Origin of the sequence: Jeotgalibaca sp. PTS2502 (assembly GCF_001975685.1) — a bacterium.
GTDB classification, from domain to species: Bacteria; Bacillota; Bacilli; order Lactobacillales; family Aerococcaceae; genus Jeotgalibaca; species Jeotgalibaca arthritidis.
Window position 1 is genome coordinate 1,827,501 of the sequence record NZ_CP019433.1, and the last position, 12,598, is coordinate 1,840,098.

The 12,598-nt window shown below is 41.6% G+C and carries 10 protein-coding genes, 3 tRNA genes, 2 rRNA genes, 1 other RNA gene and 1 pseudogene (1 of these 17 running past the window's edge); 12 read left to right on the forward strand and 5 right to left on the reverse strand.

The genetic code is table 11. The features are described from left to right. The 7 genes from BW721_RS09130 to BW721_RS09160 form a co-directional block, all read left to right on the forward strand. Positions 1-1,573: ribosomal RNA gene (locus BW721_RS09130) — 23S ribosomal RNA — on the forward strand; it begins 1,343 nt to the left of the window's first position. Positions 1,574-1,671: 98 nt separating this feature from the next. Then, positions 1,672-1,787 (forward strand): 5S ribosomal RNA (gene rrf, locus BW721_RS09135). A 25-nt stretch (positions 1,788-1,812) separates the two neighbouring features. After that, positions 1,813-1,885 (forward strand) — tRNA-Lys (locus BW721_RS09140). Positions 1,886-1,891: 6 nt separating this feature from the next. Beyond that, positions 1,892-1,964 (forward strand) — tRNA-Thr (locus BW721_RS09145). Positions 1,965-2,015: 51 nt separating this feature from the next. Further along, positions 2,016-2,089: transfer RNA gene (locus tag BW721_RS09150), tRNA-Arg, on the forward strand. A 424-nt stretch (positions 2,090-2,513) separates the two neighbouring features. Next, positions 2,514-2,978: a CtsR family transcriptional regulator gene (locus BW721_RS09155; RefSeq protein ID WP_076768054.1), complete on the forward strand. Its 465-nt coding sequence runs from the start codon at positions 2,514-2,516 to the stop codon at positions 2,976-2,978. Between the two features lie 38 nt (positions 2,979-3,016). Then, positions 3,017-5,515 (forward strand): ATP-dependent Clp protease ATP-binding subunit, encoded by a 2,499-nt coding sequence (locus BW721_RS09160; protein ID WP_076768055.1) that lies wholly within the window; start codon positions 3,017-3,019, stop codon positions 5,513-5,515. A gap of 46 nt (positions 5,516-5,561) precedes the next feature. On the opposite strand, the gene BW721_RS09165 is transcribed toward BW721_RS09160, so the two are convergent. Beyond that, a complete protein-coding gene (locus BW721_RS09165) occupies positions 5,562-6,737 on the reverse strand; it encodes a cation diffusion facilitator family transporter (RefSeq protein WP_076768057.1) in 1,176 nt (391 codons plus the stop codon). Between the two features lie 135 nt (positions 6,738-6,872). On the opposite strand from BW721_RS09165, the gene BW721_RS09170 reads away from it, so the two are divergent. The 3 genes and pseudogenes from BW721_RS09170 (at position 6,873) to BW721_RS09180 (ending at position 8,618) form a co-directional block, all read left to right on the forward strand. Beyond that, on the forward strand, positions 6,873-7,226 hold the full coding sequence (locus BW721_RS09170) for a hypothetical protein (protein WP_076768059.1): 354 nt from the start codon (positions 6,873-6,875) through the stop codon (positions 7,224-7,226). Between the two features lie 272 nt (positions 7,227-7,498). Continuing rightward, positions 7,499-7,825, forward strand: a pseudogene (locus BW721_RS09175) (family 1 glycosylhydrolase); the annotation flags it as partial. 79 nt (positions 7,826-7,904) lie between these two features. Continuing rightward, positions 7,905-8,618, forward strand: coding sequence for a GntR family transcriptional regulator (locus BW721_RS09180; RefSeq protein ID WP_076768061.1), 714 nt, complete (start codon positions 7,905-7,907; stop codon positions 8,616-8,618). Between the two features lie 118 nt (positions 8,619-8,736). Here the strand turns inward: BW721_RS09180 and BW721_RS09185 are convergent, their stop codons facing one another. Continuing rightward, complete coding sequence (locus BW721_RS09185; protein ID WP_076768063.1) at positions 8,737-9,708, reverse strand: L-threonylcarbamoyladenylate synthase; 972 nt, start codon at positions 9,706-9,708, stop codon at positions 8,737-8,739. A gap of 102 nt (positions 9,709-9,810) precedes the next feature. After that, positions 9,811-10,692 (reverse strand): helix-turn-helix domain-containing protein, encoded by an 882-nt coding sequence (locus BW721_RS09190; RefSeq protein ID WP_076768065.1) that lies wholly within the window; start codon positions 10,690-10,692, stop codon positions 9,811-9,813. A 114-nt stretch (positions 10,693-10,806) separates the two neighbouring features. Here BW721_RS09190 and tadA point away from each other — a divergent pair, with 114 nt between their 5' ends. Then, the gene (tadA, locus tag BW721_RS09195; protein WP_076768067.1) at positions 10,807-11,331 is read left to right on the forward strand and encodes a tRNA adenosine(34) deaminase TadA; all 525 of its coding nucleotides are present in this window, start codon (positions 10,807-10,809) and stop codon (positions 11,329-11,331) included. Between the two features lie 42 nt (positions 11,332-11,373). Further along, positions 11,374-11,472, forward strand: an RNA gene (gene ffs, locus BW721_RS09200) — signal recognition particle sRNA small type. Positions 11,473-11,574: 102 nt separating this feature from the next. On the opposite strand, the gene BW721_RS09205 is transcribed toward ffs, so the two are convergent. Together BW721_RS09205 and BW721_RS09210 are read right to left on the reverse strand one after the other, a co-directional pair. Further along, positions 11,575-12,138 (reverse strand): general stress protein, encoded by a 564-nt coding sequence (locus tag BW721_RS09205; RefSeq protein ID WP_076768069.1) that lies wholly within the window; start codon positions 12,136-12,138, stop codon positions 11,575-11,577. Between the two features lie 89 nt (positions 12,139-12,227). Next, complete coding sequence (locus tag BW721_RS09210) at positions 12,228-12,569, reverse strand: general stress protein (RefSeq protein WP_076768071.1); 342 nt, start codon at positions 12,567-12,569, stop codon at positions 12,228-12,230. Between the last annotated feature and the right edge of the window lie 29 nt (positions 12,570-12,598).

A 12,598-nucleotide genomic window follows, 5' to 3' on the forward strand; every position in this document is an offset into this window, starting at 1 on the left:
GGTTTCCTGGGGAAGGCTCGTCCTCCCAGGGTTAGTCGGGACCTAAGCCGAGGCCGATAGGCGTAGGCGATGGACAACAGGTTGATATTCCTGTACCAGTTGTTTTTGTTTGAACGATGGAGGGACGCAGGAGGCTAAGGAAATGCGTGCGATTGGAAGAGCACGTCCAAGCAACAAGTCTTGTAGAGAGTCAAATGCTTTCTACTATACGGACAAGTTGTGATGGGGAGGGAAATTTAAGTACCGAAGTTCCTGATGTCACACTGCCAAGAAAAGCTTCTAGTTAGAAACCAACTGCCCGTACCGCAAACCGACACAGGTAGTCGAGGAGAGCATCCTAAGGTGAGCGAGCGAACTCTCGTTAAGGAACTCGGCAAAATGACCCCGTAACTTCGGGAGAAGGGGTGCTGACCGCAAGGTCAGCCGCAGTGAATAGGCCCAAGCGACTGTTTATCAAAAACACAGGTCTCTGCAAAATCGAAAGATGACGTATAGGGGCTGACGCCTGCCCGGTGCTGGAAGGTTAAGAGGAGAGGTTAGCTTCGGCGAAGCTTTGAATTGAAGCCCCAGTAAACGGCGGCCGTAACTATAACGGTCCTAAGGTAGCGAAATTCCTTGTCAGGTAAGTTCTGACCCGCACGAAAGGCGTAACGATTTGGGCACTGTCTCAACGAGAGACTCGGTGAAATTATAGTACCAGTGAAGATGCTGGTTACCCGCGACAGGACGGAAAGACCCCATGGAGCTTTACTGCAGGTTGATATTGATTGTTTCTGCTACATGTACAGGATAGGTAGGAGCCATTGAAGTCGGGACGCTAGTCTCGATGGAGGCGTCATTGGGATACTACCCTTGTAGCAGGACCACTCTAACCCGCCACCCTTATCGGGTGGGGAGACAGTGTCAGTCGGGCAGTTTGACTGGGGCGGTCGCCTCCTAAAATGTAACGGAGGCGCCCAAAGGTTCCCTCAGAATGGTTGGAAATCATTCGTAGAGTGCAAAGGCAGAAGGGAGCTTGACTGCGAGACCTACAAGTCGAGCAGGGACGAAAGTCGGGCTTAGTGATCCGGTGGTTCCGCATGGAAGGGCCATCGCTCAACGGATAAAAGCTACCCTGGGGATAACAGGCTTATCTCCCCCAAGAGTTCACATCGACGGGGAGGTTTGGCACCTCGATGTCGGCTCGTCGCATCCTGGGGCTGTAGTCGGTCCCAAGGGTTGGGCTGTTCGCCCATTAAAGCGGCACGCGAGCTGGGTTCAGAACGTCGTGAGACAGTTCGGTCCCTATCCGTCGCGGGCGTTGGAAATTTGAGAGGAGCTGTCCTTAGTACGAGAGGACCGGGATGGACACACCGCTGGTGTACCAGTTGTTCTGCCAAGGGCATTGCTGGGTAGCTATGTGTGGACGGGATAAACGCTGAAAGCATCTAAGCGTGAAGCCCCCCTCAAGATGAGATTTCCCATCATTTTAAATGAGTAAGACCCCTGAGAGACGATCAGGTAGATAGGCTAGAAGTGGAAGTGCAGCGATGTATGGAGCGGACTAGTACTAATCGGTCGAGGACTTAACCAATAATAAAACGGTAATGACGTAAAATGGGTTTTAAACCAAGGGTTTCATGTTAACTATTCAGTTTTGAGGGAACAACCTCAGCAAGACAACAAAATATGTGCGGTGGCGATGGCAAGAAGGTCACACCTGTTCCCATCCCGAACACAGAAGTTAAGCTTCTTAGCGCCGATTGTAGTGAAGGGTTTCCCTTTGTGAGAGTAGGACGCTGCCGCGCAATATTTTGTTTTTTTTATTGTCTTGAGTCATTAGCTCAGTTGGTAGAGCATCTGACTTTTAATCAGAGGGTCGTAGGTTCGAGCCCTACATGACTCATTTAATGCCGGCTTAGCTCAGTTGGTAGAGCATCTGATTTGTAATCAGAGGGTCGAGGGTTCAAGTCCTTTAGCCGGCATCATTAAGGAAGTGGAGATCTATCCTTAGACCTTCACTTCCTACTTTTTTAGCACTCATAGCTCAATTGGATAGAGTACCTGACTACGAATCAGGCGGTTGCAGGTTCGACTCCTGCTGAGTGCATATCATAACAATAACAAGCGTATGTCTACTGAGTAGAGATACGCTTTTTTAATAGACTAGGGGATTATAAGTTCAGCCATCAATGTCTAGCTCCCAAGTCCTGACCTAGTGAAAAAAAGATAAATTTGCCCCATTGCGCGCTTCGCTGCTCGCTAACGCATATCATTCGACTAACCCGCTGAAGCGTGAAGTCTCCTGACAATTCAGGGTCAAATTTCCTATTTTTTCATAGGCCAAGGCGGACTTGTTCGCTTTTCTTAATAAAAGAAGAAGAGTTTAAATTTATACTGAATTAGGCTATAATAATAAGTCATACAATAGAAATAGGTCAGCAAATCAAGCCAAGTATTTGACACTTAAGACTGAATGGCTTACTATTTAATTGTAATAGTCAAAATTAGTCAGGTGAGAGGAGGCAGTTCCTTTGCAAAACCAAAATATGTCCGATATTATCGAGGCCTATATTAAACAGATTTTAAATACTGAGGAACAGGTTGAAATTCGCCGTAATGAAATGGCAACTCATTTCAACTGTGTACCCTCACAAATTAATTATGTGATCAATACCCGTTTTACTGAGCAACATGGTTACTTAGTGGAAAGTAAACGCGGTGGTGGTGGTTACATTCGCATTATGAAAGTTAAATTTTTAGAAAAAGTTGATTTGCTTAATGAAATGATTCGTATTGTTGGGAATAGTATTGGCGAAAGGGACGCTTATGCGGTTGTCCAAAATCTCTACAATCAAAAGATCATTTCTAAGCGAGAAGGAAACTTGATACTGGCCGTTATGGATAAAGCCTTTTTACAAGCGTTGCAAGAAAATGAAGATGCGGTTCGAGCAGGATTATTGAAAAAATTACTAACAAGCTTACGTTATGAAGCATAACTGATAAAGAAAAAAATGCTGTAAAGGAGGCGTTATGAATGGATGAACTATTTACACAAAAAGCTAGTCGGGCACTCTCACTAGCAACAGAAGAAGCTCATTATTTTAAACACCAAACGATTGGCACAGAGCACATTTTACTTGGGCTGATTCGTGAAACAGAAGGAATTGCTGGTAAAGTTTTGCGTAGCTTCCATATTGATGAAGCGATTATTCGTGATGAAGTTGAACATCTAACAGGCTACGGTACGGCACGTCCACTAGCAAATCAATTTGCACCGATGCCATTTTCGCCTCGCGCTAAAAAAGTAATGATGTATGCAACTGCAGAATCGCAAAAGCTGGGTGTCCCTCAAGTTGGCACAGAACATATTTTACTGGGGACATTAAGAGAAGAAATCTTAGCAGTTAAAATACTTAAAAATATCGGAGTAGACTTAAACCAATTACAACGTACTCTATATGAAAAAATTGGATTAAAAGATGTACCGAAATCAGCAACTAAAGGGGCTAAAAAAGCTCAAAAGGCAGCTGATGGAACACCAACCCTAGATGCCTTAGCGCGTGATATGACAGACCTTGCTCGAAGCGGACAATTAGACCCAATTGTCGGCAGAGACCGTGAAGTGAAACGTATTCTGCAAGTCATTTCACGTCGTACAAAGAACAATCCTGTTTTAGTAGGAGAACCAGGAGTTGGTAAAACAGCTATTGTAGAAGGATTGGCTCAAAAAATTGTGAACGGCGAAGTCCCCGAAACATTAGCGAATAAACGCTTAATGATGCTCGATATGGGTTCACTTGTAGCTGGGACCAAATATCGTGGTGAGTTTGAAGAGCGGATGAAGAAAATCATTGATGAAGTGTACCACGATGGCAATGTTATTCTATTTATTGATGAATTGCATACCTTAATTGGAGCTGGTGGTGCTGAAGGAGCAATCGATGCATCTAATATCTTAAAACCAGCGCTTGCTCGTGGAGAGCTACAAACGATTGGTGCGACAACATTAGATGAGTATCAAAAGTATATTGAAAAAGATGCCGCTTTGGAACGTCGCTTTGCTCCTATTACGATTGACGAACCGACTGCTGAAGAAACAACTCAAATTCTTAAAGGAGTTCGTAGCCGTTATGAAGAACACCATCATGTTGAAATCACGGATGAAGCGATTGAAGCTGCGGTAGCCTTATCTGTTCGCTATATTACGGCCCGTCGTTTACCAGACAAAGCCATTGATTTAATTGATGAATCAGCAGCTAAAGTCCGTCTTGATGTGACTCATGGCGATACGCCTGCTGGTAAACTAGAAGATGAAATCGAGCGTCTTGCTCAAGAAAAAGAAGAAGCAATTCTTGCACAAGATTTTGAAAAAGCAGCCCGTATTCGAAAAAAAGAATTATCAAGAAAGCAACGCTTAGAAAAGGTTCGTGCCCAGTCTTCTGCTCAGGATGAGGGTCATTACACTTTAAGTGTTGATGAAACTGATGTTGCTCAAGTTGTTGCTCTGTGGACAGGTATCCCTGTTTACCAAATGGAACAAAAGGAAAGTGAGCGCCTCATGAGACTTGAGAAAGTGCTTCATGAACGTGTTATCGGGCAAGAAACAGCAGTGAGTGCCGTTTCAAGAGCGATACGCCGTGCACGATCAGGTTTGAAAGATCCAGCCCGCCCAATTGGCTCATTCTTATTCTTAGGACCAACAGGTGTTGGGAAAACCGAATTAGCGAAAACACTCGCTGAAGCCATGTTTGGTGAAGAAGATGCCCTTGTTCGAATCGATATGTCTGAATACATGGAGAAATTCTCAACGAGCCGGTTAGTCGGGTCACCACCTGGTTACGTAGGATACGATGAAGGCGGCCAACTGACAGAGAAAATTCGCCAAAAACCTTACTCTGTTATTCTGTTAGATGAGGTTGAAAAAGCACATCCTGATGTCTTTAATATTTTACTTCAAGTATTAGACGACGGTCATTTAACGGATTCAAAAGGGCGAAAAGTGGACTTTAGAAATACGATTTTAATTATGACATCTAATCTTGGTGCAACAGCCTTAAGAGATGAGAAAATGGTTGGTTTCAATGCTAAGGACGCTAAACACGATTATACAGCTATGGAGAAACGAATTCGTGAAGAATTGAAGAACAGCTTCCGACCAGAATTCCTAAACCGAATTGATGAATCCATTGTGTTCCATTCATTAGGTGAAAAAGAATTATCTGAAATTGTTAAACTGATGGCAAATAATATTGTTAAACGTTTAGAAGACCTTGATATTCACGTTAAAGTAACGCCAGCAGCCATTCAAGTGATTGCTAAAGCTGGCTTTGACCCAGAATATGGGGCCCGTCCCATTCGCCGTGCGATTCAGAAAGAAATCGAAGATCGCTTGAGTGAAGAAATATTAAGCGGAGCGATTAAGTACGGAGACCATGTCACGCTAGGTGCTCGAAATGGTACGATTAGGATGACAGTTAAAGAAAAAAAGGAGACTCCCATAATGGAAGAAAAGGGAGAACTCGTTAATAACTAAAAATAAAAACCCGTTTGTCCACATGTGGATAAACGGGTTTTTATTTTTAGTTCTTCACATCTTCTAAAATATACAAGCGATCAAAATCAATTTCAACATCATAATCCCCAATTTGAGTGTGGATATCCTGAGTAATTGATTTTAATAACGTCTCGTTTGTTTCTGAGCTACTAGAAGGAACCACAATATCGAATTGCATTAAGGGTCGATCCTTGTTTTCCACAATGCGAAAATCATGGAATGTCAAATTCATAGAATAGGATTTTAAAATCGCTTTAATCTGTTGATAGACTTTTGTATGCCGTTCGTTTTGAACCGCAATCGGATCCACATGACAAACCAATTCCACATCCAGTTCCTCTAAAAAGCGTTTTTCAATCTGGTCAATTAGTTGATGCGCACGCGATAAGCTCCAACTATCATCAATCTCAATATGAATGGTCGCATGGGTTTGATTAGGCCCATAATTATGGACTAACAAATCATGGTAGCCCACAATCATCTCATACTGGTCGAGTAAACCAATCATTTTCCGAATAGCGTCCTCGTCAGGTCGAATCCCCAACAGATCATTAATAGAATGATGAATCATTTGAAGGCCACTAAAAATAATGAAGACAGCCAATACAGCGCCGGCGATGCCGTCCACTTTCCAATCCAACCAATACTCCACTAAAGAGGCTAAGAGAACAACGATGGTTGAATAAACATCATTGAAGCTATCCTGTGCAACGCCCTTTAAGGTATTGGAATGAATGGCCTCAGCAATGACTTGGTAAAATTTCCCTTGAAATAACTTAGCGATAATAGAAAAAAGTAGTAAGATGACAATTAATGGATTCATTTTTAGAGTGCCGGGATGAATGATGCGATCGATTGAAGAGACGAGAAACTGGCCTCCCACAAAAATAATGACTAATGAAATTAAAAGCCCACTAATATATTCATAACGCTCATGACCGTAAGGGTGTTCTTGGTCGGCAGGTTTAGCAGCAGCATAAAAACCAAAAAGGGCTAGAATAGAAGAAGCCGTATCAGATAAGTTATTCATAGCATCGGTAATAATGGAAATACTACCTGATAGGACCCCTGCTAATAACTTAATCGCAAATAAAACAAGGTTGGAAGCTAATCCAACTTTTCCGGATAAAATGCCCAATTGCACACGGTTATCTGTTTTGACTTTTTTACTAAGATACCGTTGAAGCCATTTTGTTAACATGTACACGCCCTCCAAAAAAGAGATAATTTTCATATTATCCTATAAGTTATAGGAGATGTCTAGTTTTTCATATCATTTAGTGTTCTCATTGATCTATGTTAAAATGATAGCATAAAGATAGAAGGAGCGATTAGTATGAGTATGAAAAATTCAAAAAAAGCCTTATTAGTTGGACTTGCTGCCACAGCGGCGGTTGCTGCAGTTGCTGCTGTCGTTGCCTATGAAGAAGACACAGTGGATCGAATTGGTTCGTATATTAATCGCCACCGTGTAAAAAGTTTCGTTAAAAATAAATTCAAAGGAAGTGCAAAAGTCTTAAAGGCTGTGGATGCCATGAGTGATCGTGAAATCGACACCTTATTAAAGATTTTTGACCACACTGGCAACTGGAAAGACGCTGCTCTAGATGCATTCTCAGACGTAAAAGATAAAGCATCAGACTACAAAGGCAATGTCGTTGATACGGTTGAAGACATTTTTAACAAGTAAAAAAAGAGTTTTATAACTTAAAAAGGAAGTTGAGAAAATGATCTCAGCTTCCTTTTTTGTCTTAGTCCATTAAAAAATGTCTGTAATCATCGTTAATCCTAGGTAAGTATTCATGGCCGTATTCGGGAAGTGCAAAGTGACGGAGAGCTACCTTTTTCAGAATTCCAACTGGTGGAATTTCCACGTATTTGGGTGAATAAGACGAATCAATGGGAAACAGATAATCAAGGTAACGATATTCGACCTTCTCAGATGGAACAGGCTGAGTGGTTAATGGTATGGGTGTGTCGCGCGAAGAACGCTATTTGAATAAAGTCGGCCAGATTGAAGATGACTACCGTATCCAGTTTTTTCAAGAACACTTGAGCTGGCTGCATAAAGGGATAATAGAAGGATCAGCTTGCTTTGGTTATCATCTATGGATACCGATTGATTGTTGGTCTTGGCAAAATGCCTACCGCAACCGTTATAGTTTGATTTCGACCAACATTCATACACAAGTTAAAACCATTAAAAAGTCTGGCTACTGGTATAAACAAATGGCTGAAGACAATGGCTTTAATCTCCCAGATCACTTGCAAGAGCTTATAGTTGATTAATTTTAAAAAAAAAGTCGACAATGTTTAAAAATAGAGTAAAATAGATAGGAATTATAAAACAGGTCGAAAGAGGTGAAATATGCAAAAATATGTCTTTATATCCAATGATATCCGCGATAAAATTATGACAGGGGTCTATGCGATTAATGAGCAATTGCCGTCAGAAAAAGAAATGTGTGTCGATTATGGTGTCAGTAAAATGACTATTAAACGCGCTTTAGATATTTTAGTGGCAGAAGGACTTGTGATTAAACGAAGAGGATCAGGCACATTTGTGAAGGATTTGGGTGAGAGCCAGATGAAGCATATTCACATGGCCAACCAATTCCGAGGAATGTCGGCCATGAATCAAGACAAAGCGATCAGCAGTAACGTATTGAATTTTTCAGTTCGAACAGCGTCACCGGAAATCGCTTCTCAACTAAATGTCACAAAAGACAGTTTTATTTACGACATTTACCGTGTTCGTCTAGTTGATGGGGAGCCGCGTGTTATTGAACAAACTTACATGCCGATTGATGTGATTCCTTCTTTAAAAATGGAACACGTTCAGAGTTCGATATACAATTATATTGAGAGCGAACTGAAATTAGTTATCCAGAGTGCCCACCGAACCGTTAGTGTCCGTAAGGCAACAGATTTTGAGGCTGAAAAGCTAGGTCTAGAAAAAGGTGATCCTGTTGCGGTAGCAGAGCAAGTTGGTTACCTTAATACTGGTGAAGCCTTTGAACTATCAACATCAGTCCATCGTTATGACTATTATGCCGTTCAAATGATTTTTACTCGAAACTAACAAACGACCAGCCGAGAGCTGGTCGTTTTTTGTCGATAATGAGAGACAGCGTCAAAAATTGAGCTGTCTCTCACACTAAGGCAGATGAAAAGCACTTGAGCCTAAGCCCAAGTACTTTCTACTGAATCAGTGCTTGATTTTGCGAAACAGAAATGACTCGATTGTTAAAGGCTGAATCATCATTCAAACGAGTTTCTAACACGAAGCCATTAATATCTGGATGAGTATTCATTTCGGCAATAGAGCGATATAGCTGGCTCAATGCTTCTTGAATATCGTCACTAATCGCTAAACTTTTTTCCGCTAGTTCAGCTGGCAACTGGTTAATCGTTGATTCTGAAGCTAGAACACCAAAATTCTTTTCTTTCAAAAGGTCGATAGAAGCTAAGATGTCGCCAGCTGATCCATAAAGGACATCACTCTCAACTGTATAGTGGGCATATTTTTGGGCAATATCGCTTGTTTTTTCGGTAATCGATTTGCCGATAGACCGCTCGATTTGTTCTTTAGTGATGCTACCTGGTCGAATAATCGTTGGTACATCAGTCGTTAAATCAAGAACGGTTGACTCGATTCCAATTTGGGATGGACCACCATCAATAAAGGCCGCCACGTTATCTTGGAAATATTCCGTTACCTGTTTAAAAGAAGTCGAAGACAATTGTCCCGATACATTAGCTGATGTGCCAGCGACAGGTTTGCCTAACCCTGCAATCAGTTGTTTGGCAATATCATTATCGGGTAAGCGGAAACCCACTGTCTTTTTACCGGCATTAACGTTTGGCGAAACAGTATTTTCTTTGACTTCAAGAATGATTGCTAATGCTCCTGGCCAAAAGTCAGCCATTAACGTTTGCGCATCATCCGTCACATATGCGACTGCCTTCACCATATCAACATCCGAAACATGAAGGGTAACCGGGTTATCTTTTGGTCGTTGTTTCACTTCAAATAAACGATCAACTGCCTCATAGTTCGTTGAGTCGACACCAATGCCATAAACTGTTTCAGTTGGGAAAACGACCACTTCACCCTCTGCTAAAGCATCAATAGCTTGGTCGATTTGTAATTGTATACATTCTTCAATCATTTTAATTAATCACCTCAAGGTTAAATATCACTACACACCTTATGTATTATGCGCTCATTTTTGAAAAAAGCAAAAATCTTTACTTAATTGAAGCAAAAAAAATTATTTTTCAAAGCGGGCATGGATGGCTAGGTAACTGAGCAATAGATCATCCATGGTTTTTAAGTTAACACCCGTCTCTTGGAAAAAGCGCTCAATACGGTATTGCAAAGTATTGCGGTGAACATACAAATCATTAGCAGCCTTAGAAATATTACCAAGATTTTGCCACATGGCCATGACTAATTCATTGCCACCATCAATTGCAAAAATGGCTTCCTTTAAGCGGTTGAGAATCGTGCTTTTTGAAGCAGCTTCATAAGTAAAGTAGGTAATAGCGTGTTCGGCTAAGGTGGCAATCTTTTTGCGCTGGTAATGAGAACGGCGGTTCATGAAAATCTGCTGTTCCTCAGCAAATAAGGCAGGCAGTTGGTTATCAACTGGCCAATTTTGTCCTAAATAAACGGTAGTTTGAACAGTAAAATCATCGTCCAAGACATTTAAAATGCCTTCAATTTCTTCTAAGAGGTCAATATGGCTCGGGTTATCAATGACTAACACACCATACGTCTCGGTTATAAAGAAGCCGTCTTTTACAAAACTCAAGGTATTTTTAAAAGCATCTAACCATAGTTGGTAGTCGAAGCTGTCATCATCGGCGTGTTTGATGGACACCTGTAAGAGTTGGACCTTGTTAGCGTTAGTAGGTATATCACTAGACTGTTCAAGCAGAAACCGCGCCCAGCGATTAGTTTGTTTTTTGAAATGAACCACTTCTGGTGTTGTTAGTTGGACAATTAGTTTTTTTTCACGGTCAGAAATGGAATCAGCCGGGAAGTGCAGCCAGTTATCTTCGTAGGGAACACTAAAGTAGCCGTCACCCATTCGGGACGAGTGGTTAATGATTAATTCTGGAAATAGGTCTTCTAGTAAGTCTTCAATCAAAATGCTCCCTCACAATCAAATTATAATAGCTTTATTTTATCATTATCCTGGCAGAATTGCTAAATCTTGGAAAGAAAATATGCTATAGTTAGGGGTGAAAAAGGATGGTGTCGTATGAATCAAGAAGAAAAAGAAGGCTTTATGCGAGAAGCTATAAAAGAAGCGGAAAAAGCCAAACAATTGGGTGAAGTTCCGATTGGCGCGGTGGTGGTTTTGGATGGCGAAATCATTGGTCGTGGCCATAATGAACGTGAAACAACCCATGATGCAACGACCCATGCAGAAATGAGTGCCATTCGTCAAGCTAATCACCATTTGAAAAATTGGCGGTTAGAAGATACCTGTTTGTTTGTTACCTTAGAACCATGCCCCATGTGTAGCGGCGCAATTATATTGTCTCGCGTTAAAGAAGTCTACTATGGCGCTGCCGATTTAAAAGGCGGGACAGCTGGAACATTGATGAATTTATTAGAGGATGAGCGGTTTAATCACCAGTCGCAAGTAGAAGTAGGGATTTTAGAAGCGGAGTGCAAAGCCTTGCTACAAGATTTTTTTAGAAATTTACGCAAGCAACGTAAAGAAGAACGCCGTAATCACTTAAAACGCGTTCACCAACAGCAACTTGAAAACGAGTCATGAGCTTGCAAAAGGGTTTAGACTTATGCTATACTAAGTTTTGCCGAAAGGCCTTATGGCAATGGTGGTCTTGTGAATCGAGTCAGGTCCGGAAGGAAGCAGCTATAAACTTGATCCGCCATGTGCTGTAAGTATTTTTATTTAAACAAACCTTAACCCCCAAGACAGCTGTCTTGGGTTTTTTTGTATGTAAAAAGCCAAGCTGATGAGGTTTCATCGGCTTGGCTAAAAGGGGATTTACTAAGGTTAGTGACGATCGCCTTCGCTTGGCGGCGTATACGTTGTTTCCTCATCTAAAACATCTTCCTCATGGGTGACGTCTGGATGTGATTCTGTTTCGAATGTAGCATCAATCATCGCATCTGATGGTGGCACATTGTATTGGACATCATCTGGCTGACGATCCAAATTTAATTTCGCATCGCGATTCAATAAATCCTCAACTAGAATGAGAATTTTTCCATCTTCTAAGTCGCGGCGATAAGGAAGCAATAACTCATCAGGTGATTCCTCTCGGTCCTCATCCATTTCCATTTGACTTTCACGGTCAATCGTATCTTGATTAGTAAAGAAACCGGTAAAGGTATGGGCGAACCGCTCCCACAAAGGTAAATCCTTTTCTTCGGTAAGGTCAGCAAGATCATCTTGTCTAACGGCAACGTGGGTTTCTTTTTGGATTTGGAGAAGATGGTCTTTTTTGTCAGCAACAATAGTCAAGGAGCTGTCTGGATAGCCCTCTTTTTGTAATTGCGTGATGGCGTCTCTTAATTCGGTAACGGTTGTATAGGGTCCTTTGATAAAATAGGTCATCTTAATCCCTCAACTTTCCTAAAGCTCGATTATGAATCATTTACACTATCAGTTTATCGAAAAAAAGATGGGACTGCAAAGAATAAGGGTCAGTGAGTCGTTGCGACTAAGACGACCATGCTACCATAGCCAATGGCCTGTTGATAGTCTGTTAGCGGATTGTTTTCAGTGTCAAATAAAGGTTGTTTGTTGAAGTAGCTTTCATATTCCTGTAGATGAAGGATGCAATTGATATTGGCTAAGAGACGGTGAGATGAAAAAACAGAGCCGTCTTGTCGTCTAAGGTCATAGTTACGGTGGATGGTTTCTTTAGTCGCTTGGTTAGTGATAACATAAATCGCATCTTTGTTAACGCCATTTTCTCGTAAACGGTCGACAACAGCCATCACGTCAGCAATAGATGTTGATCGGTGTATGAGTTCCAGTTTCATGTCTATCCCTCCTCAAATCGGGCAATCAA